This window comes from Streptomyces sp. NPDC000878 (assembly GCF_053599695.1).
This window is the reverse complement of the sequence record NZ_JBSFMT010000004.1, coordinates 148,153-170,684: the sequence shown is the minus strand read 5'-3', so window position 1 is coordinate 170,684 and position 22,532 is coordinate 148,153. Positions and strand designations below refer to the sequence as shown.

At 70.8% G+C, this 22,532-nt stretch carries 16 protein-coding genes and 1 pseudogene; 10 read left to right on the top strand and 7 right to left on the bottom strand.

Annotated features, from left to right (window positions below; translation table 11 throughout):
• Window positions 1-7: 7 nt before the first annotated feature.
• The 3 genes from ACWDR4_RS05990 to ACWDR4_RS05980 are packed head-to-tail and all read left to right on the top strand — an operon-like array spanning window position 8 to window position 7,882.
• Window positions 8-4,204: an amino acid adenylation domain-containing protein gene (locus tag ACWDR4_RS05990; protein WP_450404425.1), complete on the top strand. Its 4,197-nt coding sequence runs from the start codon at window positions 8-10 to the stop codon at window positions 4,202-4,204.
• Complete coding sequence (locus tag ACWDR4_RS05985; RefSeq protein ID WP_450404423.1) at window positions 4,201-5,508, top strand: MDR family MFS transporter; 1,308 nt, start codon at window positions 4,201-4,203, stop codon at window positions 5,506-5,508. The genes ACWDR4_RS05990 and ACWDR4_RS05985 overlap by 4 nt, the downstream gene beginning before the upstream one ends.
• Complete coding sequence (locus ACWDR4_RS05980) at window positions 5,495-7,882, top strand: penicillin acylase family protein (protein WP_450404420.1); 2,388 nt, start codon at window positions 5,495-5,497, stop codon at window positions 7,880-7,882. Before ACWDR4_RS05985 ends, ACWDR4_RS05980 begins: the two co-directional genes overlap by 14 nt.
• Window positions 7,883-7,888: 6 nt before the next feature.
• Here the strand turns inward: ACWDR4_RS05980 and ACWDR4_RS05975 are convergent, their stop codons facing one another.
• Both ACWDR4_RS05975 and ACWDR4_RS05970 read right to left on the bottom strand, forming a co-directional pair.
• Window positions 7,889-8,320, bottom strand: coding sequence for a GNAT family N-acetyltransferase (locus ACWDR4_RS05975; protein WP_450404417.1), 432 nt, complete (start codon window positions 8,318-8,320; stop codon window positions 7,889-7,891).
• 53 nt (window positions 8,321-8,373) lie between these two features.
• The gene (locus ACWDR4_RS05970) at window positions 8,374-8,958 is read right to left on the bottom strand and encodes a TetR/AcrR family transcriptional regulator (protein ID WP_450404414.1); all 585 of its coding nucleotides are present in this window, start codon (window positions 8,956-8,958) and stop codon (window positions 8,374-8,376) included.
• 95 nt (window positions 8,959-9,053) lie between these two features.
• Between ACWDR4_RS05970 and ACWDR4_RS05965 the strand changes: the two genes are divergently transcribed.
• The 5 genes and pseudogenes from ACWDR4_RS05965 (at window position 9,054) to ACWDR4_RS05945 (ending at window position 14,991) form a co-directional block, all read left to right on the top strand.
• Window positions 9,054-10,469, top strand: coding sequence for an MFS transporter (locus ACWDR4_RS05965; protein ID WP_450404412.1), 1,416 nt, complete (start codon window positions 9,054-9,056; stop codon window positions 10,467-10,469).
• 298 nt (window positions 10,470-10,767) lie between these two features.
• Window positions 10,768-11,295: a hypothetical protein gene (locus tag ACWDR4_RS05960; protein ID WP_450404410.1), complete on the top strand. Its 528-nt coding sequence runs from the start codon at window positions 10,768-10,770 to the stop codon at window positions 11,293-11,295.
• 15 nt (window positions 11,296-11,310) lie between these two features.
• On the top strand, window positions 11,311-13,905 hold the full coding sequence (locus tag ACWDR4_RS05955) for a M48 family metalloprotease (RefSeq protein ID WP_450404407.1): 2,595 nt from the start codon (window positions 11,311-11,313) through the stop codon (window positions 13,903-13,905).
• A 193-nt stretch (window positions 13,906-14,098) separates the two neighbouring features.
• Window positions 14,099-14,326, top strand: a pseudogene (locus tag ACWDR4_RS05950) (ABC transporter ATP-binding protein); the annotation flags it as partial.
• A 110-nt stretch (window positions 14,327-14,436) separates the two neighbouring features.
• Entirely contained in the window at window positions 14,437-14,991 is a 555-nt protein-coding gene (locus tag ACWDR4_RS05945) for a winged helix-turn-helix transcriptional regulator (protein WP_450404646.1), read from the top strand.
• Here the strand turns inward: ACWDR4_RS05945 and ACWDR4_RS05940 are convergent.
• The 3 genes from ACWDR4_RS05940 to ACWDR4_RS05930 form a co-directional block, all read right to left on the bottom strand.
• Entirely contained in the window at window positions 14,907-15,203 is a 297-nt protein-coding gene (locus ACWDR4_RS05940; protein WP_450404405.1) for a hypothetical protein, read from the bottom strand. The genes ACWDR4_RS05945 and ACWDR4_RS05940 overlap by 85 nt on opposite strands.
• 135 nt (window positions 15,204-15,338) lie before the next feature.
• Window positions 15,339-16,550 carry an aldo/keto reductase gene (locus tag ACWDR4_RS05935; RefSeq protein ID WP_450404402.1) on the bottom strand — a complete coding sequence of 404 codons (1,212 nt, stop codon included), beginning with the start codon at window positions 16,548-16,550 and terminating at the stop codon, window positions 15,339-15,341.
• Window positions 16,551-17,064: 514 nt separating this feature from the next.
• Window positions 17,065-18,633, bottom strand: coding sequence for an MFS transporter (locus tag ACWDR4_RS05930; protein WP_450404400.1), 1,569 nt, complete (start codon window positions 18,631-18,633; stop codon window positions 17,065-17,067).
• A 258-nt stretch (window positions 18,634-18,891) separates the two neighbouring features.
• Here ACWDR4_RS05930 and ACWDR4_RS05925 point away from each other — a divergent pair, with 258 nt between their 5' ends.
• The gene (locus ACWDR4_RS05925) at window positions 18,892-19,791 is read left to right on the top strand and encodes a helix-turn-helix transcriptional regulator (RefSeq protein WP_450404397.1); all 900 of its coding nucleotides are present in this window, start codon (window positions 18,892-18,894) and stop codon (window positions 19,789-19,791) included.
• Between the two features lie 79 nt (window positions 19,792-19,870).
• Here the strand turns inward: ACWDR4_RS05925 and ACWDR4_RS05920 are convergent, their stop codons facing one another.
• Window positions 19,871-20,905 (bottom strand): zinc-binding dehydrogenase, encoded by a 1,035-nt coding sequence (locus ACWDR4_RS05920; protein WP_450404395.1) that lies wholly within the window; start codon window positions 20,903-20,905, stop codon window positions 19,871-19,873.
• Between the two features lie 51 nt (window positions 20,906-20,956).
• Window positions 20,957-21,370: a (R)-mandelonitrile lyase gene (locus tag ACWDR4_RS05915; protein ID WP_450404392.1), complete on the bottom strand. Its 414-nt coding sequence runs from the start codon at window positions 21,368-21,370 to the stop codon at window positions 20,957-20,959.
• 200 nt (window positions 21,371-21,570) lie between these two features.
• Between ACWDR4_RS05915 and ACWDR4_RS05910 the strand changes: the two genes are divergently transcribed.
• Window positions 21,571-22,524, top strand: coding sequence for a helix-turn-helix transcriptional regulator (locus ACWDR4_RS05910; RefSeq protein ID WP_450404389.1), 954 nt, complete (start codon window positions 21,571-21,573; stop codon window positions 22,522-22,524).
• The last annotated feature ends 8 nt before the right edge of the window (window positions 22,525-22,532 follow it).

Genomic DNA, 22,532 nt, shown 5'->3' with positions numbered 1-22,532 from the left:
TGAATCGATGAAGAAGGACCGTTCGGAACTGCTGCGCCGACGCGTCGCCCGGCGCGGCCACCCGCGCGCTCCCCAGCCCCTCCCGGCGACCGGCACCGCCCGGCCCGACTCCGTCCCGAACCGGACGGGACATCTGGTCGAGGCGTTCGCCGCAGTGGTCGCCGAGTTCCCGGACCGGGTCGCTGTCCAGGACGGGGAACGGAGCTGGACATACCGTCAACTGGACGCCGTCGCCGATCAGTTGGCGGTAGCGTTGGGTGCGGTCGCGTCGGATCCGGTGCGTCCGGTGGGGATTCTGCTGGAGCGGTCGGCGTGGATGGTGGCGGCGGCACTGGCGGTGATGCGTACGGGGTCGTCGTACGTCCCCTTGGACCCGGAGACACCGCGTGCGCGTCTGGAACTGATCGTCGAGGATGCGGAGCCGGCGGCACTGATCACTTCGAGGGCGTTGGCCGGGCAGGTGCCCGACGGTGTGCCCGTCGTGTACGTGGACGACCCGCTGCCCCAGCCTGACCCGGCGGCGCCGGAAGCCGCGATCGACCGGGACACCCGCGCGTACATCATCTTCACCTCTGGCACGACGGGCCGGCCGAAGGGTGTGCAGGTCTCGCACGGCAACGTCCTGAGTCTCCTTGCCGCGTGCGAGGAGGGGTACGACTTCGGCCCCGAGGACGTGTGGACGCTGGTCCACTCCTTCGCCTTCGACTTCTCCGTCTGGGAGATGTGGGGCGCCCTGCTGTACGGCGGACGCCTGGTCGTCGTACCGACGGAGACCGCGATGGACCCGGTGGCGCTGCGACAGCTGCTCCGCGACGAACGGATCACCGTCCTCTGCCAGACCCCGGCCGCCTTCCACCAACTCGCCGCCGAGGACACCCGCTTCACCGACCGGCTGCCGCTGCGGTGGGTGGTCTTCGGCGGGGAAGCCCTGCATTTCGCGGACCTGCGGGCGTGGGTGGAGAAGTACGGGGACGACGCACCCCGTCTGGTGAACATGTACGGGATCACGGAGACCACGGTGCATGCCTCCTTCCGCCAGGTGCGGAGTGAGGATCTCCGGGCGGGGGCCTCGCTGATAGGCCACCCGTTGCCGGGTCTTGGTTTCCTGCTGGTGGGCGAGGATCTGTGCGAGGTGGCGGACGGGGAGGTCGGCGAGATCGTGGTGACCGGCCCCGGGGTGAGCCTGGGCTATCTCAAGCGCCCGGAGTTGAACCGGGACCGCTTCGTCGAGCTGCCCGAGGGCGGCGGGCGCGGTTATCGCTCCGGTGACCTGGCTCGGCTGACCTCCACCGGCGAGTACGAGTACCGAGGCCGCAAGGACGACCAGGTCAAGATCCGCGGCTTCCGCATCGAACTCGGCGAGATCGAGCAGGCGTTACGTGCCCTGCCCTCCCTGGCCGAGGCCGCGGTGGTCGCCCGCGAGCTGCCCGGACGGGGCAACAGCCTGGTGGCGTACGTCGTCCAGGCCGGGGCGGCGAGTGTCTCGGCGGAGTCGCTGTACGAGGCACTCGCCGCGACGCTCCCCGGCTACATGGTCCCCCGTGTCTTCGTACGCCTGGACCGGCTGCCGCTCACCCGGAACGGCAAGGCCGACCGCAAGGCCCTCCCCGAACCGACCGCCGACTCGACCCTCACCTTCCAGGAGACCGGCGGCGAGGAGGAGCCGGCCGACGCCGTGGAGGAGCGTGTCCTGGGGATCGTCACCGACCTGCTCCACCTCGACCGGGCGGATCCGACCGCCGACTTCTTCGACCTGGGAGGCCACTCGCTGCTGGCCACTCGGCTGTTGGCCGGGGTACGAGTCGCCTTCGGCGTCGAGGTGCCGCTGCGTGAATTCCTCGGCGAGCCCACCCCGCGCGCGCTGGCGGCCGTCGTCCGCGAGCGCCTGGCGGAGCCGTCACGCGGCGGAAGCCGGGTCGTCGCCATGGTCAAGGCACCAGAGGCCGCGCACCAGCCGGCCACCGACGCCCAGCGGCGGCTCTACTTCCTCTCCCAACTGGAACCGGACAGTCCCGCGTACCACCTCCACACCACGCTGCTCCTCGAAGGCGGCCTGGACGCAGAGGCGTTGGAGCGGGCTTTCACCGCCGTCGTAGAGCGGCACGCTCCGCTGCGTACCGTCCTCCGGGTGGAGGACGGCGAACTCGCCCAGGTCGTCCGGCCCGCGGAACCCTTCCGGCTGGTCCCCGAAGAGCTGCCCCAGTACCCGGGAGAGGAGTGGCGGCAGAGCGTCGAGCGGCTGGCGCAGCGGGAGTCCGTCCGGCCGTTCGACCTGGGCGGCGACCCCATGCTCCGGGTACGCCTGGTCCGTGTGGCACCCGCGCTGCACGTCCTTCTGGTCACCGCGCACCACATCGCCACGGACGGCTGGTCCATCGCCGTACTCAGCCGCGAACTCAAGACCCTGTACGCCCACTTCCGGAAGAACCCGCAGGACGCGCGGATCCCCCTCGCACCGCTCCCGTACACGTATGTGGACTACGCGTACAGCATGCAGCGGTGGCTCAGCGGGCCGGACCGGGAAGAGGACGTCGCGTACTGGGAGGAGCGCCTGGCCGCGCTGCCCACCGTGCACCGGCTGCCGCTCGACTCGCCCCGGCCGACGCGGACACATGCGGCGGACACCGTCACCACCCGTCTGACCGGGCCGGTGGCCGACGCGGTACGGCGCACCTGCCGCGAGGAGAACGTCACCCTCTTCACGTTCCTCCAGGCGGCCTTCTCGCTCCTGCTGGCCCGTCGCTCCGGCAGCGACGACATCGTGGTCGGCAGCCCCGTGGCGAACCGGCCGACGGCCGAACTCGACGACGTGATCGGCATGTTCGTCAACACCCTCGTGCTGCGCACCCGGTTGGACCGCGCCGCCACCTTCCGCGAACTGCTGGCCCAGGTACGCGAGCAGACCGTCCGGGACCTGGAACGCCAACACGTCCCACTCGCCCTGCTGCTCAAGCGGCTCAACCCGCCGCACAGCGCGGACCACGCACCGCTCTTCCAGATCATGCTCGTGCTGCAGAACAACGAGGCGGCGGTGCTCGACCTGGACGGACTCGACGTCACCCCGGTGCGCAGCCCCGACCCCGGGGCGCAGGCCGAGTTGATGCTCGACGCGGTCGAGGAGGCCGGGGACCTGACATTCCGGTGGCGCTACAACACCGGCCTGTTCCGCCGGGACTCGATCGCCGGCCTGGCGGACGAGTTCGGACGGCTGCTCACCCACCTCGGTGGCACGGCCGAGGCCCGCACGGCGACCCTGGATCGGACCGGGCGGCCCGCCGCGCCGGTCTCCGCCGGCCGGTCGCCGAAGATCTCCCTCGGTGCCCACCCCGCCCTCGTCCGGCTCCGCCAGCACCCGGCGGGCGCACCACCGGTGTTCGCCATACCTGGTGTGCTCGGGCTGGGCGAGTCCTTCGCCCAGCTCTCCTCCCACTTCCAGGACCGCTCCTTCTACGCCCTCTCCACGGCCGAACTGGTGCGGGCACACGACGGAGAGCTGACCGCCGCGGCCCTCGCCGGGGAATGTGCCCGGATCATCGCCGCCAGCGTGAACAACAGCCCCCTCCACATCATCGGCCACTCCTACGGCGGCTCCCTCGGCTTCCACGTCGCCGAGGAACTGCGCGAGCGCGGCGTACCGGTCGCCGGCCTGGTCCTGCTCGACGCGCTGGACCCGACCGCACTGGCGAAGGCACTCTCCGGCAGCCACGACGACCAGTTCCTGGCGTTCCTCGCCACGCTCGGAGGTCTCTTCCCCGACCTCGCCCGGCACCGCGACACCGACCTGCGGGAACTGCTGCGCACGGAGTCCACCGTGTCCGTACTGAAACGCGTGGAGAGCATCATCGGACCGCCCGCCGTGGAGTTCTTCCAGGGCGGCCTGGAGACGGCGTTCCAGACCTACCGGCGGATGTGCGACCTCAGCTGGCCCGAACCCAGGGCGGCCGACCATCCCGCGCTCCTCGTCCGGGCCGACGGAGCGGACGGCAGGGCGAGCGCGGACCGCCCGTCCGGCTGGGCACGGCACCTGCCCGGCACCCTGCGCGTGGAACGCGTCGACGCGGACCACGAGGGCATGCTGCGCAACCCGCACGCCGCGCGTCTGGTCGAACTCCTGCACCAGTTCCTCACCGCGCACGACGCACCGCATGACATCGAGAAGCCCGGCACGAAGTCCGTACCAGGGAAAGGCGCAACAGCGCGATGACCCCCACTCCGACCCCCACCCCCACCCCCACCGCAGCAATGCCCGTACTCGCGAAGGTACTGATCGTCGGCGCCGGCATCATGAGCCTCGCCAACTCGCTCACCGTCCCCTTCCTGGCCGTGTTCCTCCGCAAGGAACTCGGGCTCCAGCCGGGCATGATCGGCTTCATCATCGGCTCGTCCGTGTTCTTCTCGATCTTCGCCGGGTTCGTCGGAGGATCGCTCTCCGACCTCCTCGGACGGACCCGGCTGCTGCTGATCTCCCTCCTGGGTGTGATCGGCTCCTTCATCGGCCTCTACTTCAGCCACGGCGTCCTGGCGGTGTTCGTCTTCAACGCGACGATGGCGTTGAGCAGCAGCTCCTTCGGACCCGTCGGCAAGGCACTGCTGAGCGACCTGCTCCCGCCGGAACGGCGGGTGAAGACGTTCTCGTACCAGTACATGGCCATCAACATGGGCTTCGCCGTCGGGCCGGTCGTCGGCGCGGCGATCGGTCTGGCCGGGGGCCGGTCGGCGTTCCTCGTTGGCGCGGTGGGCTACGGCGTCTACCTGCTCGGCCTGGCCGGAATCCTGCTGCTGACGTCCGCGTCGGCCGCCGTACCCCGCCGGACGGCCGACGCGGCGGGGGAGGAGCAGCTTTTCGGCAGCGTGCTCAAGGGGCTCGCGGAAAGCGCGCGGGTCGTGGCGACCGACCAGCGCCTGCTCTTCCTCATCCTCGCCGGACTGCTGCTGGAGGCCGTCCACGGCCGGATCTCCTCGCTGCTCGCCCAGCATCTCTCCGACGGCTTCTCCGACGGCACCGTGATCCTCGGGTACGTGCTGACCACCAACGCGGTGACCGTGGTGGCCCTGCAACTGTTCGTCTCCCGGTTCATGGAGAAGCGCAACCCGGTGACGGCCATCGTCGTCGGCGGGTTGCTGACCGTCGTCGGCATGGTCGGCTTCGCGTTCTCGGAGGAGATCTGGCACTTCGTCGTCGCGATGGTGGTGTTCTCGGTCGGCGAGATCCTCATCTATCCGGCGGAGTTCGCCATCATCGACCGGATCGCGCCGGAGGAACGCCGTGGCGCCTACTTCGGCGCGCAGACCTTCGCCCAACTCGGCGTGTTCGTCGGCCCGTTCACCGGCGGCCTGCTGCTCGCGGCCTACGACGGCACCACCATGTTCCTCGGCGTCGGCTGTTTCGCCCTGGCCAGTGTGGCCATTTACCTGCTCGTCGGCCGACGGGTCCCAGGGCTGGGCACCTCCGGGCCGGACCGCCCGGTGGAGCGGCCGAAGGAGGAGCATGCCGATGAAGTGGCGTGAGGGAGGGCTGCGACTGCTGGCGCTGCCCAGCCTGCGCGCCCAGCGAAACCGCGGCCGGCTCCGGCTCGGCGGGCTGATCGAGGGCGCCGACATCCGGCGCGACGAACGAGGCGTCCCCTTCGTCACGGCAGCCGAAGAACCCGACCTCTACTTCGCCGTCGGCTACGCCCAGGCGACCGACCGGCTCTGGCAGATGGACGTACTGCGGCGCAGGGCCCGGGGACGACTGGCCGAGGTCTTCGGCGCCGTCGTGGCCGACGAGGACGTACGAGCCCGGAAGCTGGCGCTCGGCCGGGTCGCCCGCCGCTCCGAGGCACTGCTCTCCACGGAACACCGGGCCAACCTGGTGGCGTTCAGCGACGGCGTCAACGCGGCCGTACGAAGGATGCGGCGGCGTGGCGGGCTCCCGGTGGAGTTCGTGCTGTTGCGCTACCGACCCGAGCCCTGGACCCCTTTGGACTCGATCGCGATCATCAAACACCTCGGCTTCGACCTCGGCCGGAACCTCGCCAACGAGGCGTTCCGCGCCCGGCTCGCGCAGGAACGCCCCGAGTACGCGGCGGCTTTCACCACCCCGAAGTATCCGGCCGACGGGCCGGTGACCGTCCGCACCGGCGCTGCGGTCACGGCGGCCTCGGCGGGGGAGACACCCGCGACCAAGGCCGGCGCCCCCTCTCCGGCCGACCTGCCCCCGCCCTCGCGGGCCTGGTTCGACGCCCTGCTGCGCGGCGAGCGCCCCCTCGGCTCCAACGCGTGGGCCGTCTCCGGCGCCCGCACGGAGTCCGGGAACCCCCTGGTGGCCAACGATCCGCACATCGTCCTCACCCAGCCCAGCCTCTGGTACCAGATGGGCCTGCGGCTCGACGACCGGCCGGGCGAGGGGGAGGAGACCGGGGACGGCACGAGCGGCTATGGGGTCACCGTCCCGGGCCTGCCCGGTCTGATCGCCGGTGCCAACCGCCATCTGGCCTGGGGCATCACCAACTCCACCGTGGACACCCAGGACCTGTGCATGCTGCGGCCGGACGCCGACTCCGACTCCGAGGAGGCGCCGGACTACGCGTGGACCGAGGAGAGCGTCATCACCGTACGAGGTGCTGAGCCCGTACGGGTACGGGCGGCCGGGGGCGCTCGACACGTCGAACTGGACGCGCCCGGCTCGAACGGCGAAGACCGGTACGGACTGTTCTGGAGCGGCCTGGAGCCCTCGGTGGAGATCGAGGCGTGTCAGCGGATGTGGCGGGCGCGTGACTACTCGCAACTCCGGGACGCACTGCGTACGTTCGGGGTGCCGGTGCTCAACGTGGTGGTGGCGTGCCAGGACGGCACCATCGCTCTGAAGACGGCGGGGAACATCCCCGCACGGGTGCCGGGCAGCAGCGGGAGCGGCCCGGCCGGACACGCCCAAGTCGCCCGCTCCTGGGAGGACTTCCTCGGCTTCGACGACCTGCCGGAGGTGGTCGACCCGCCCGAGGGATACATCGTCACCGCCAACCACCGGCTGCTGCCCGCCGATGCTCCGCTGGACGTGGGGGTCGACTGGCTGCCGCCCTACAGGGCGGAGCGGATCGAGGAGCTGATCACCACGGAGGACGCCGTGACCGCGGCGGCGTGCGCCCGGTGGCAGTCCGACGCCCTGAACGGCCGGGCCCGCCGCGTGCTGCCCACCCTGCTCGACGCGCTGGACCGGGAGCCCCCGGAAAAACCGCTCGCCGTGACCTGCCGTCGGCTGCTGGCGGAGTGGGACGGACACGACCACGGACACCTGGCGGCACCCCTGGTGTTCTTCCGGTTCATGCAGGTGCTCACGGAGCACTGGATCGGCAGCCGTCTGGGAGAGGAACTGGCCGCCGCCATGCCGGACGTGACGCTCCAGGTCGACCACCTGGTGCTCACTCCCGACGCCAGGACGGCACTCGGCGACCGGGAACCGCTGCCGGCCGTGGCGCGACGCGCGCTGACCGAGACGGCACGCCGGATCGCGGGGGAACTGGGTGAGGACCCGTCACGCTGGCGGTACGACCGGGTGCACCGGATCGCCGACCAGCACCCCCTCGGCAGGGCAGTCCCCGCGCTCGCCCCGCTCTTCGGCGCACCCTCGACTCCGACCGGCGGCAGCTCCCACTCAGTCGGCCTGACCTCGTCCGACCCGAAGGGCAAGGTGATCGACGGAGCGCCGTGGAGATTCGTGGCCGAGCCGTCCCCGTCAGGACCGGGAGTGTGGGACATCCTTCGCCACGGTGCCTCGGGCAACCCGGCCTCCCCGCACTACGACGACCAGACCCCGGCCCACACCGAAGGGCAGCACTACCGCGTGGATCTCCTGGCCTTCCCGGACGCCTCGACGAGCCTGCTGCGGCTCCGGGCCCGCTGACCCGACTCAGCCGGCGTCCCGGACGGTGCGATACATGCCGATCGAGGCCGGCGCTGTCGGCATGAAGCCGAACTTCTCGTACAGGAAGTGCGCGTCACCGTCCGCGATCAGTGACACATACGCACCGCCCGGCGCTCGTTGCTCCAGTGCTCGCATCAGCTCCGCCATGATCCGCCTGCCCAGGCCCCGGCCCTGGTGCTCGGGCATGACGCACATGTCGACGATCTGGAAGAAGCAGCCTCCGTCGCCGATGACGCGCACCATACCGACCGGCTCGTTTCCGCAGAGCACGGTCACGCCCTGCCAGGTGTTCGGCAGCCCGGCCCGAGCCGCCTCAGCGGTCTTGGCACTCAGTCCCGATGCGGACCGAAGCCGGAGATAGGTCTCCACGGAGGGCGTCTCACTGCGCACAAGGTAAGGGTCTGTTTCGGTTTTCACCTGCTACAGGTTAGGAGTGGAGGTGGGTGACCGCAATCCCCGAAGGTCGGATCTCAGGTGTGGGGGGTGTAGGCCGCCAGGGTGATCTGGGTGATGAAGCGGGGGGCGTCCTCGGGGTCCAGCGTCCCGTTGGCCACGTCCGCCACCGTGCCCTTGAGGACGTGATGGAGGGCGCTCGCCAGCCAGCTCGCGGGGAGATCGTCGCGGAAGACGCCTTCGGTCTGTCCGCGAGTGATCAGGTCGCGGACGCGCTGCTCGGGCCTGGCGTGCAGGGCGTGAATCCGGCCGGGGGGCAGCACCGTCTGGGCGGCTTCGAGAACGGCACTCGACTGGGCGATCAGTAGCCAGCTCGACCTGATGAGGGTGTCCAGTGCGGTGCGCGGATCACCCGTGAGGTCGAGATCCTCCAGAACCTCGTCGCCTCGCGCGAGCAAGCGCGTCAGAGCCGCCTCGATCAGGCCGTCCCGGGAGGGGAAGTGGCCGTAAAGGGTGACCCGGCCCACCCCTGCCGCCTGGGCGATCTGGACCACGCTCGCGTCGGAGTTGTGGCTGAGGCAGTCGATGGCCGCGTCGAGGATCCTCTCCACGTTCTGCTGGGCGTCGGCTCTGCGGGTGGTTCCGGGCACTGGGCGAGACATGCAACTCCGTAAGTCGAACACCAATGTACGGGTTAGGGTAGCGCCTAGAACTCGAACACTGGTGTTTGACTTACTGTGAAGGGGGGACCTCCGCAATGACCGAACCGATGGCTGCCACCAGTCCCATCGCCAGTCCTGACCCACGTCGTTGGAAGATCCTGGGGCTCGTGGGCGTCGCCCAGCTGATGCTGATCCTGGATGTCACCGTTGTCGCCATCGCCCTGCCGCACCTGGGCGCGGACCTCGGCCTGGAGCGCGAGGCGCTCACCTGGGTCGTGAGCGGCTACACCCTCGCCTTCGGCGGCCTCCTCCTGCTCGGTGGCCGCGCCGCCGACCTGTTCGGGGCCCGACGTCTGGTCCTGGTGGCCCTGCTCCTGTTCGCCGGAGCCTCGCTGCTGGCGGGCCTGGCCGCCTCCGGCCCCATGCTCCTTGGAGGACGCGTAGTGCAGGGACTCGCGGCGGCCATGCTCTCCCCGGCGGCCCTGTCTCTGATCGTCACGCTCTTCGACGGTGAGGAGCGGAACAAGGCGCTGGGTATCTGGTCGTCCCTCGGCGGGACCGGAGCGGCGTTGGGCGTGCTCCTGGGAGGGCTGCTCACCGCCGGCCCCGGATGGCCGTGGGTGTTCTTCATCAACGTCCCCGTGGGCGTGGTGGTTTTCGTCGCCCTGCGGACACAGCTCCCGCCACAGCCGCGCCCGGCCGTACGGGGTCGGCTCGACGTGGTGGGCGCGGTGCTCGTCACCGCCGCGACCGGCACTCTGACGTACGCCCTGATCCAGGCCGGCGACAAGGGCTGGGCCACGCTGGTGACAGCCGGACTGGTCGTCGCCGCGGCACTTCTCTATGGGGCCTTCGTCGTCCGTCAGCGCCGGGCGGCGTCTCCGCTGATGGACGTGAGGCTTCTGGTCCGTCGGCCGGTCGCGGTGGGAGCGCTGCTGATCCTCGTGGCCACCGCCCTGATGATCATGGTGTTCTTCCTCGGCACCTTCTCCCTACAGGACCACCGTGGATTCGGAGCCCTCGAAACCGGCCTGCTCTTCCTGCCCGTCGCGCTGGCGACGATGGCCGGGGCGACCGCGGCGGGCGGCGTGATCGGGAGCACCGGACCCCGGATCCTGGGAGTGTCCGGTCTTCTCCTCGCCGCCGTCGGCATGCTGATCCCCGCGCTCTGGGACAGCACCCCCGCCCTCGTGATCGGCATCGCGGTGGCCGCCGCCGGCACCGGAGTGCTCTTCGTCGTCGCCTCCGCCACCGCGTTGGGCCAGATCGAACCGCACGAAGCCGGCCTCGCCTCCGGAATCGTGAGCACCTTCCACGAGTTCGGCGCCTCGCTGGGCGCAGCCGTCGTCTCCAGCATGGCTGCGGCGAGCATCGCCGGAACCGACGAGGCGGGCTTCTCGCGCGGCTTCACCACCGGCGCGGTAGTGGCCGCCGCGGCAGCGGTCGTGGCACTGATACTGACGCCGGGCCGCGGTCCCCGTGAGAGCGTCCAGCAGCCGGAGTCGGTGTGATGTGACGGGCTGAGGAGACGGTCGCACGGCCCCGCTCGTCGCACCGGTGCGGGCGGGGCGGGGCACGGTCGTAGCGACGTCGCCCAGTCCTCATGGAGCAGGCGGATGGACGGAGCGCTCCCCGGCGCAGTGGTGCACGGCAGGCGTGCGCCCAAGGCGAACGCTCCTATTGGAGCTGTTGTGACGCCCAATTCGACGCCGGATGCAGATATTTCCTCGAAAATCTGATGCCGGACGGCGTGAGTCGTGTGCGGCCCATCTGCCGAGTCCGGAAAGCAGAAAGCAGGGGGGAACTGCCATGATTCACTACTCCGTCGCGGCGGACGACGACATGGTGCGCGAGGTGGCACGCAGGGTCCTGGAGGAGGTCGCCCCGGAGGAACTGGTCATGTTCGGCATGAACAGCCGGGCGTATTTCCGGGACCCGGCGGGGACGCTCAAGGACGCGGCCGACGACGCGCAGACGTCATCGGGGAGCGTGCTGGGCTCCGGTGCCGCCGAAGTCGCGGCGCTGCTGACCCCGTTCGCCCTCGCCATGGTCCAAGGAGCCCTCTCCTCCTTCGTCGAGGCATTCGCCGGCGACCTCGCCGCCCGGAGCGGCACGGCGGTGCGGACGTGGCTCGGCGCGCTGTTCCGGCGGTCCGGTGACACCGGCGACCCGGCACCGGACGGCGAGGAGGCCGGTCCGGACAGCGCGCTCACGCCCGAGCAGGTGGAGTGGCTCCGGGCGGAGGCGTACCGGACACTGCGCGAGGCGGGCCAACCGGAAGAGCAGGCACGGCTGTTGTCGAACGCGCTCGCGGGTGCGGCCCGCGTGCGCACGTGACCGGCCGGTGGTGTGGTGACCACCGCCCCGGCCGGTGCCCCTGCGCCCGTCGCGTCGCCCGATCCGTTCGCGCTGCCCAGCGGAACCAAGTTCCGCTTCGTGCTCGTCGTCACCGCGCTGGTGGGGACGATGGTCTTCATCCACAACCTGCTCTACTTCACGATCGCTCCCGCCGGTGAACGCGCCGTCACCGTCTACCAGCAGTGCGCGGCAGCACCGCCGACACAGGGCTCCGGGACCGACGCCCTCGCCTACACCCAGGGCTTCCTGTCGTGCATCGCCCCGTACGAGCGGCAGAAAGCATGGTGGATCCTCACCGGAATCCTGCTGCTCGCGGTGACGGCGGCGGCCGTGTATCTGTTCCTGCCCGGGTTCCTGGTCCGGCGCTCGCGGATGGAGCCGCTGTCCCCGAACGACCCTGACCAGGCACCCTTGTTGACGTGTCTGCACGAACTGTGCCGGGAGGCGGGCCTGTCCCGGCCACCCGAGTTCCTGCTGAGCGGCGTACGCGGGGCGGATGCCGCCGCCTTCGGGCGGCGCGGCCGCTACCGGGTGGTCCTGGACCAGGGCACCGCCATGGCCTTCCACCGGGCCCCACGACGATTCCGCGGCGTCGTCCTGCACGAGCTGGCGCATCTGCGGAACAAGGACGTCGACGTCACCTACCTCACGATCGCCCTGGCTCTGGCCTTCGTTCCGACGGGGCTGCTCCCGCTCGCCGTGGCACTGGCCGGAACGCCGCCGCAGGAGTTCCTCGGGGTGGCGTGGCGAGCACTGGTCCTGGTCGCGCTCGTCGCCACCACCTGTGCGTCCGTACTGCGGGCGCGCGAGTACGGGGCCGACGTGCGGGTCGTCACGTGGGGAGCGGGCCAGGGACTGCTGGAGGCGCTCGGCCCCGGCACCGGGCGTCGTGCGCCGTGGTGGTGGCGTGGGCCGCTGGCCCCGCACCCGCCCGTCGCGCGACGGGCGGACGAGATCGGCCGCCCGAAGGAGCTGTTCCGGATCGGGTTCGCCGAATGCCTCGCCACCGGGCTTGCGGTCTCCGTCGCCGCCAACGGCCTGCTCACGCTGCTGTGGCTGCTGGCCAACCGGCTGGACGCCCTCGACGCGCGGTGGACCATCGTGCTGGTCTGCGCGCCCGCCGCTCTCGCCGTGGTCGGCCTCGGGGTCTGGCGCGCCGCCCTGCTCGCCCACGGCACCACCGGGAGACCGCCCGCCACCGCGCTGCCGGCCCTGGGCCTGGCCGTCGGCCTGATCGTCGGTCAGCCGCTCGCGCCCCAGAACGGCATCGTCCTCACGGATCGTCAATGGTGGCCCGGGCAGGCCGCCTTGGCGTGGTCGCTCGTGCTGTGCCTGCTCGTGGTCGCCCTCGTGGCCTGGATCGCACAGACCGCCGGCGTCTGGTACGCCGTCCAGGAGCACCCGCCCGGCGGGACGTGGCCGGTCGGACAGCTGGCCGCCGTCGTCCCGTTCGCCGTGCTCCTGAGCGGTTGGATGTTCCTCTACGACACCTCCGACGGCCTCGGCCCGGTCGGCGCCTCCACACGCGAGCTGTTCGACGCGGTCAGCGCGGCGGCGCCGGTCGGCCCCTACTGGGTGTGGGCCGCGGTGGAACACCCCATGGTGCTCCAGTTCACGCAGTGGACGCCGGTCGTCGCGGCCGTCGTGGCGCTGTGGCTGTTCCCGGTCGCCGCCCTGTGGCGGCGGGGTGCGTCGCCCGACATGGGGTGGATCAGGACCGTACTGACGACGAGCCTGGTCGCCGCCGGCTGTTTCGCGGTGCTCCAGCTCGTCCTCCGCGTGGCACTCCATCAGGGCGTCGGCCCGCAGACACGCGACCAGGACGGCTTCGTCCTCGCGTTCGCCTACTGGCAGATCGGCGGCGCGATGCTGCTCCAGGGCGTGGTCGCGGCAGTCACCGCTTTCCAGGTCCGCGGGCGGTACGCCCGGCTCACCGCCCCGTTCGCCCTGATGGCCGCCTTCCTGACCGGCTGTCTGGCGACCGTACTGCTCTTCGGTGGAGTCGTCCTGGCCGGCTGCGTCGACGCCCTGGCGATCCGCCCGGGCCCGTGCACACCGGCCCTCCCTCCTGACCTCGTACGCAACACCCTGCTGAGGATCCTGGTGGGAGGGTTCCTGTGCGCACTGGTGGGGCTGGCGGCAGCCCTGTTCGTCCTCCGGCTGCGGGGTGCGCGTACGGCCGTACCGCCGCTGCCCCTTCGTTCTCCACCCCGTCACCGGCAGCTCGCGATCAGCGTGGCCTGTCTCTCGGCCGTGTCCGTCCTGGGGCTCGCGCTCGCCGTCGACGCCACCGGCGACGCACCCGGTCCCGCGCCCGCACCGCCCTCCCCACCCACCGTGTCCTCGGCAGCCGCGTGCCGTACGTTCGACGGTCTGCTCGGCCCCGATTCGTCCCCGGCCGAGACCAACGCCCAGCTGTACGAAGCGATCCAGCTCGCCCGTCTCGCGGGCAACGACCGGCTCGCGACCGCCTTCCAGGGCCTCTTCACCGCAGCCGGAAACCAGGACACCCTCGCGTTCGGTGCCCGGGTCGAGGAGATCCGCACCCTCTGTGCCGCAGAAGGAGCGGTACTGCGCAACCTTCCCTAGCCTCGACCGGCAACAGCAGGCGGACCGCACAAGCCGTGACCTGGCGCGACGGCAGCGCGCCGCCAAGTGCCGCCACAGCAAGGGAAATCGACCCGGAGACGCGGGAACTCAACCCCACCCGCGGCCGACTACTGGTCCGACAGCGCAGCCCACCACCCGCCGACCACCGTGCGAGGTCGGCAGGTCGGGGCGCACCCTCGCGGTCCTGCACGACCTCGACCTCGCCGCCCGGCTCTGCGACCACCTCGTCGTGCTCCACGAGGGCGAGGTGGTGGCCGCGGGACCCGTACTGGAGGTCCTGACACCGGACCTCCTCCGTGACGTCTTCGGCGTACGGGGCGACACGGAACGGCACGCCGACGGCGTCGTCCGCATCACCTACGCCGCCCAGCCGCTCGCCCTCGACCGGGAGGGGCCGTAGTTGGGCAGCATGATGCGGTCGCGGGTACGCGAAGGCCTCGCCACCTAGTGGGTGCTAAAATAGAACTAAGTGGCTTCGGCTTTAGCAGTTACAAAATGAGGGTGGTCGGATTGCCAAGCCGGATCAGGATGGAGGACCGGGAGTGCCCGCTGTCCACGACGGTGGAGCACGTCGGTGAGTGGTGGACGCTGCTGATCCTCCACGACGCCTTCGACGGCTACACCCGCTTCGACCAGTTCCAGGAGAGCCTGGGCATCTCCTCCAGCATGCTCACCACGCGGCTGAAGGCCCTAGTCGTGGACGGGCTGCTGGAACGCCGGCCGTATCAGACCAATCCCGTTCGCCATGAGTACGTTCTGACCGACCTCGGGCGTTCGCTGCGCCCGGTGATCGTGGCCCTGGCCGCGTGGGGCAACTCCCGTCTCGCACCGGAAGAGCGCAGCATGATCCTCGTCGACGCGCACAGCGGCGAGGAGGTCGAGCCCGTCGTCGTCGACGCCAGGACCGGCCGCCGCCTCGACGACAGCGATGCGTACGTCTACACCGCCGGCCCTGCCGCGAGCGGCGCCATGCGCGCCCGCTACGACCGCCCGAGGCGGGACACCGGTGGAGCCTCTTCGGCGGCGGGGCTGAACAGCGCTGTCGGGGTGTCGAGCGGGGCGTAGGCCTGAAGGGCGTGGGTCTGGAGGGCGTGGGGAGGTCGCTGGTCGGCCTCGGACGAGTCGTCGGCCAGCACCCAGATCACGACCATGGCGAGGAAGCCGATGACGAGAAGAGCAGGCAGACCCAGGATGAGGGCGACTATCCACCACCTGGTCCGTCCCGGAGGAGCCTGGATGTCCTCGTACCCCACCGGTCGGCCCTGAGTCGTTCCCATGAGGTCCATCCTTCGTCTGGCTGCTTCTGGAGTACTTGTCGCCGACTCATCCAATCAGAGACCTCTGCTCTTCCCGTAGTCGGTCGCCCGCCAACTCGTCCTGTGCTCAGGCAGGTTGAAGGGGCCTTTGTCCGGTCAGCGGGGTGGTGCTTCCACACCTGTCATCGCGAGGGCCGCCGGCGGGAGTCGGTCGCCGTGGATGGTGACGTTCGCGACGGCGGCGTTCAGCGCTTGGAGTTCGTCGGGGGTGAAGCGGACTTCTTCGGCGCCGATGTTCTCCAGGAGGTGGGACAGGCGGGTGGTGCTGGGGATGGGTACGATCCATGGCTTCTGGGCGAGCAGCCAGGCGAGGTCGATCTGGGCGGGGGTTGCGCCCTTGCGTACGGCCCAGTCCTGGAGGAGTTGGACCAGTGGCATGTTGGCGGCCAGGTTGTCCCGGCTGTTGCGGGGGAACGCGGTCCGGCGGTCGTCTTCCGTGAACCGGAAGTACGGGCTCATCGAGCCGGTGGTGAAGCCCATGCCCAGCGGTGCCCAGCAGACGAAGCCGATGCCGAGTTCCTCGCAGAGCGGCAGGACGTTCTCCTCCGGGCCGCGCCACAGGGTGGAGTACTCGTTCTGGATCGCGGTGAGCGGCAGGATCGCGTGGGCCCGGCGGACGGTCTGCAAGCCTGGTTCGGACAGGCCCCAGTGCAGGACCTTGCCCTGGCGGATGAGGTCCTTGACCGTGTCTGCGACGTCCTCGATCGGGACGGTGGGGTCGACCCGGTGCTGGTAGAGCAGGTCGATGTGGTCCGTGCGGAGGCGCTGGAGCATGCCGTCGACAGCTCGGCGGATGTGCTCCGGGCGGCTGTTGAGGCCATTGCGGGCGCCCGTGTCCGGGTCGATGTCCCAGCCGAACTTGGACGCGATCACCACGTCGTCGCGCACGGGCCGCAGGGCGTCCCCGACGATCCGTTCCGACTCCCACGGACCGTAGGCCTCAGCAGTGTCGAAGAGCGTCACCCCTTGGTCGACGGCGGTCCGGATGAGGGCGACCATGTCCTTGCGGCTGGTGACGGGGCCGTAGAGGTTGCCCGGCATGGTCTGGGTGCCGAGGCCGATGCTGGAGACCTTCAGGGAGCCGAGCCGGCGGCGGCCGGTCTGTGTGATGGCTGCGGTCACGGGGTTACGGCGGCGGGTGGGAGTCCCGGTGCCCGTGGCGGACGACGTCGAGTGTGCCTGGGCCTGTGCCGGTGCGGCTCCCGCCACGGCCACCAGTGAGGTCGCTGCGAGTGCGGCCGTGCTCAGGAAGCCGCGACGGCCGCGGTCGGTCGAGTTGCCGTTCGGCGTGCTGTCCTGTTCGTGCATGCGTTACATCCCTCGTGGTCGTCTGTTGAGAGCGTCCTTGGCGCGTCACCGGCGGTGGCGAAGGAGCAGACCCTGTTGCCCTGGTCAGGTTTCCGTCCTGGTCCGGATAGGTCCGATTGGCCCGGCGGACGGGGCCACCGCTCCGAGCGGCCGAAGTGGACCGCGCCCGAGGTGAACGCCTGGGCATTTCGTCCGGCGGTGTTCGGTCCGCGTCCGTGGCTTCGGACGACGCCCCTGCTCGTCCGGCGATGGGCGTCCTGCGGTTCGGACGGTGCCGGGCGGTGAGGCTGAGTCAATCAGCGTGCCCGTCCGGGTGGGAGGGCGTGCTGTGCCAGGTAACGGCAGTACCCCCCAAGTCCCCAAGCCCGGCTTTGACTTGACGTCCTCCTCGATGGCAGCACGACACATGCGGCGCATCCTGGATCGAGACGGCCGTCGCGACGGTTCCCGGGCGCTGAGTGTCCGCACGCGGCCGAGTACCGCCCGTCCACATGGCGCCCGCCTCGCGTCCGGCTCAGAGGTGCTTGGCGTAGAAGTCCGTCAGCTTCGCGACCACCTGCGGGACGAATTCCGGCCTGTCGTAGAGGTCGATGTGGGTGGCGTCGTCGACGACGAACACCTCCTTGGGCTCCTTGGCCCGGGCGACGGCCTCCTCGCTGAAGTAGCGGGTGTCCGCCTCGGAGCCGGCGATCATCAGCAGCGGGCGCGGGGAGATCGACTCGACGTGGGCGAACGCGTCGAACGCCATCTGTTTGTCCAGGCTGGTGAAGACGTACTCGCCGGGCGCGTTCGGGTGCTGCCCGCGAGGGGTGCAGTAGTAGTCGTAACCCTCGCGGTACAGCTCCGGAGTGTCCTCGGTGATCTCCTCGGCGGACATGGGCACGAAGTTGATCATGCGGAGGGGTTCGCCCGCCGCCTCCTTTGTGCGCTGCTCGCCGATCTCCTTCAGACGCTGGACGCGGAACTCCTCGGAGAACAGTCCGCGCGGGACACCCTCGCGGCGGGCCGAGCCGACGTCGAACGCGCTGACGGTGATGATCGGCATCCGCGCCCCGAACCTCGCGGCGAGCCGGGCCGCCGTCGGGCTGACGACCGCGGTCAGCAGCGTCATCGGGAGGAAAGCGAGCCCGGTGGCCATCGGCGACAGGTCCTGTTCCTGCTGGAGGTACAGGCCGAGCAGGAAGATCATCCCGTAGAAGCCGACGTTGAGCGCGAAGCCCACGGTCGCCGAGAGCGCCATCGTCCGGGCGCGCAGGAGTTCCAGCGGCACCATCGGGTTCCGGCCGCGCGCCTGGGAGGTCAGGAAGACCACCGCCGCGACCACGGCGACCGTCAGTGCGAGCAGGACGCGCGGCGCGCCCACGCCCACGTCGCCTGCCTCGATCGCCGCGTACGTCAGGCCGCCCATCGCCGCCACCGCGGCGATCTGGCCGGTCCAGTCGAACGGGGCGTTGCCCTGGCGGGGCGAGCGGGCGGTCCTGGTGAGCAGGAACAGCGCCAGCACACCCACCGGCAGATTGACGAAGAAGATCATCCGCCAGCTGAGTTCACTCAGCACCCCGCCCAGCACCGGCCCGGCCGCGGCGCCCACCGAGCCGCCCATCGCCCACACCGAGATCGCCCGGGCCCGCCCGGCCGGGTCGGGGAACGCCTCGCGGATCAGCGCGAGAGAGGCCGGCACGATCACCGCGGCGCCCGCACCCTGCACCAGCCGCGCCACGACCAGCACACCCAGGTCCGGTGCGAAACCGCAGGCCGCCGAGGCGACGGTGAACACCACGAGCCCCGCCCCGAACGCCTGCCGCGCACCGATCCGGTCGGTCACCGACCCGGCCGACAGCAGCAGCGCGGCGAACATCAGCGTGTAGCCGTCCACCACCCACTGCAGGCCCGTCATACCGCCGCCGAAGCCGCGCCCGATCTCGGGCAGCGCGACGTTGACGATCAGGGCGTCGAGCGTCATCACGAAGAAGCCGAGCAGTGCCGCCGCCAGCGCCCACCGGGCACCGTTCGCGGTGCCGGGCCGCCCGGCGGCGGTTTCGGCCGACGCCGACGGCTTGTCCGATGCGACAGAACTGGACACGGGTGGTTCTCCTGAGGACGAGACGAGACGAATGGGGTTCTCTGCGCGGAACGAGTTGTGCGGAGGGGTTTTGCGGAACGACTTCTTCAACCGTCGTCCAGCCTGCGCGCCGGACGCGTCGCGTGGCAGGCCGGGCTGTGCCGGGGAGCGCTGTTCGGGGGTGTGACAGGTCCCCCCAGGCCCGGCCCGGGGTCCGGCCCCAGGTTCCCCCAGGCCCAGTCCGTGGATCCGTCCTGTCCGCCCTGACACACTGACCGCATGGCACGTGAGCAGCAGGGCGGCAGTGACGGCACCGAACTGGGGCGTTTCCTACGCGCCCACCGCACCCGGGTGACACCCGAGGAGGTCGGCCTCAAGGCCGGCCCCGGCCTGCGCCGCACGCCCGGGCTGCGCCGCGAGGAACTGGCCACCCTCGCCGGTGTGAGCATCGACTACTACACGCGCCTGGAACGCGGCAAGGAGTCCCACCCCAGCCCGTCCGTCGTCGACGCGCTCGCCCGTGTCCTTCTGCTGGACGAGCACGCGCACGCACACCTGCGCGACCTCGCCGTGTGCGCCGCCCGTCCCGCCGCCGCCGAGCCCCCGACGGCGCCCACCTCGTCGGTGGGACCTGGGATCAAGTTGCTGTTGGAGAGCCTGCGGCCCCACCCCGCGGTCGTGGTCAGCCGCACCATGGACCTGCTCGCGTGGAATCCGGGCGGGCTACGGCTCTTCGTGGGCATGGAGCAGTGGCCGGTCGAGAAGCGCAACGTCGCGCGCTGGGTGTTCCTCAACCCCGGCGCCCGCACGGTGTTCGACCACTGGGACGAGCAGATCCGCGCATGCGTGGGGCGGCTGCGCGCCCTGGCCGGCACCGACCCGGACGCCCCCGACCTCGTCGGGCTCGTCGACGAACTCCTCGCCGAGAGCCCGGAGTTCGTACAGCTCTGGGACCGCTACGACGTACGGGCGCACACCCACGGCAGCAAGACCTTCCACCTCCCGGACGTCGGCACCCTCACCCTCGAATACCAGTCCATGCAACTGGAAGGCTTCCCCGGCCACCGGCTGGTCGCCCACTACGCCGACCCCGGCACCCCCGACCACGACAAGATGATCCTCCTCGACATGGTCGCCACCGGGTCGGACGTGAAACCCGCCGAGGAGAAGCGGACCTGACAGCCGGCGCGGACTCCCGACCGGGTCAGGGGCGGATCAGAACCTGGGACTGCATCAGAACCTAGGAGCGCATCAGAACCTAGGGCCGGATCAGGACCTTCAGCGCGGTCCGGTCGGCCATGGCCCGGTAGCCGTCCGGTACGTCGTCGAAGCCGACGGTGTGGTCGAAGACCCGGCCGGGGTCGACCGTGCCGTCGAGGATGTCGGGCAGCAGCTCCTCGATGTAGGCACGGGCCGGGGCGGCGCCGCCGGTGACCGTGATGTTGCCCATCATCGACTCGAAGCCGAGCGGGATCCCGGTGTACTGCGCGACACCGAGCCGGCTGATCACACCACCGTGGCGGACGATGCTCAGCGCCGTGTCCATCGCCTGCGTGGCGCCGACGGCCTCGATCACCGCGTGCGTACCGTCGCCACCGGTCAGCTCCCGGACGCGCTCGATGCCTTCCTCGCCGCGCTCGGGTACGACGTCGGTGGCGCCGAAGTCCCGGCCCAGGTCGGTCCGGTCCGTGTGCCGGCCCATGAGGATGATCCGCTCGGCGCCGAGCCGCCTGGCCGCCAGCACCGCGCACAGCCCGACCGCGCCGTCGCCGATCACCGTCACCGATTTGCCGGGTGCGACCCTGGACGTCACCACGCCGTGGTGGCCGGTGCAGTACACGTCGGACAGGGTCAGCAGGGACGGCAGCAGAGCCGAGTCCTCGGCCACCGGCAGCTTCACCAGCGTGCCCTGCGCCTGCGGGACCCGCACGGCCTCGCCCTGGCCGCCGTCCACACCGTTCGGGCCCCACTGGCCGCCGTGACGGCAGGAGGTGTGCAGCCCCTCCGTACAGAAGTCGCAGGTGTTGTCCGCCCAGACGAAAGGCGCGACCACCAGGTCACCGGACTTCAGCCCGGCCACCTCCGAACCGACCTCCTCGACCACACCGAGGAACTCATGGCCCATGCGCCGGCCCTCCTCGGAGGCGGGCATCGACCCGTACGGCCACAGGTCGCTGCCGCAGACGCAGGAGCGCACGACGCGTACGACGGCGTCGGTGGGGTTCTGGATCTTCGGGTCGGGGACGTTCTCCACGCGCACGTCTCCGGCGCCGTACATCACTGTTGCTCGCACGAGATTTCTCCCAGCTCTGTCGCTCGAAAGGGGGCGTTGATCAGGGGCGGCTCAGCGGGTACTCGTGCGACGGGCGTCGTACTCCTCGTCCGAGACCTTTTCGAGCCACTCGGTCTCGGGGCTGCCGTCGCCGGTGCCCTCCCACATCGCCAGGTGCTCCATGAAGCGGTCCGGGGCGGCGCCGTGCCAGTGCTCCTCGCCCGGCGGAGTGTGGACGGTGTCGCCGGGGTGCGCCTCGACGACCGTGCCGTCGCGCGTGCCGATCAGCGCGACACCGGAGACGATGTGGAGCGTCTGGCCCATCGCGTGCGAGTGCCAGTCGGTCCGCGCGCAGGGCGAGAACCGCACCATGTTCGCGCGTATCCGCGACGGCTCCTGGCCCGCGTGGATGACGTCGAACCAGACGTCCCCGGTGAACCAGTCGGCGGGCGCCTTCACGGTGGGCTGCTGCTTGAGGACTTCCAACGTGCCGCTCCTTGCTTCCCGTACTGTCCGGCGTCTCCGGTCCACGCCGGTCCTTCGACGGACATCTTCGATGTCGTCGACTCTTCCCGCATCACGTGCCGCGTGGCAGGCCGGGCCGTGCCGGGGAGTGGCGTTCCGGGGTATGACAGGGCCCCCCACGCATATGCCGCAGAGGCCGCGCGGCCCGCAGACTGGACGTCATGAACAGCGAGCAGCAGACCGGCGGGGGCACCGAGCTGGGGCGTTTCCTGCGCGCCCGCCGGGCCCGGGTGACCCCGGAGGAGGTCGGCCTGACGGCCGGTTCCGGCCTGCGCCGTACGCCCGGGCTGCGCCGCGAGGAGCTGGCCACCCTGGCCGGGATCAGCATCGACTACTACGTCCGACTGGAGCGTGGCAAGGAGACCCGGCCCAGCGCGTCCGTGGTCGATTCCCTCGCCCGTGCCCTCCTGCTGGAGGACGACGAGCACGAGCACCTGCGCAGCCTGGCCGCCCGCGCCGCGCGCAGTGCGCCCGAGGCGCCTCTGGAGGGTGGACCCCCGGCTGCGCCCAGCCGCACCGTCCGGCCCGGCGTGAAACTGCTCCTGGAGAGTCTGCGCCCCCAACCCGCACACGTCGTCAGCCGCACCAACGACCTGCTCGCCGCCAACCCCGGCGGACTGCGACTCCTCCCCGGCATCCAGGACTGGCCCGCCAGGGAGCGCAACATCGCCCGGTACCTCTTCCTCCACCCCGCCTCGCGCGACCTGTTCCACGACTGGAACACCCACCTCCGCGGCTGCGTGGCCCGGCTGCGCGTCCTGGCCGGCACCGATCCGGACGCCCCCGACCTCACCCGGCTCGCGGGTGAACTCCTCCTCAAGAGCCCGGAGTTCGCCCGTCTGTGGGAGCGCTACGACGTCAGGGGCCACTCCTACGGCCGTAAGACCTTCCACCACCCCGAGGTCGGCGACCTCACCCTCGGCTACCAGTCCATGGAGCTGGAAGGCACCCCCGGCCACCGCATGGTGACGTACTACGCCGAGCCCGGCACCGCCGATCACGACGCGATGGTCCTGCTCGACCTGCTCGGCCAGGAGCAGCCCGCGAAACGGCCGCCGGCACACGACGACCGGTCGGCGGCTGTGCAGGACGGCCCCGCCTCCCCGCTGTCCTGACCTGCCCC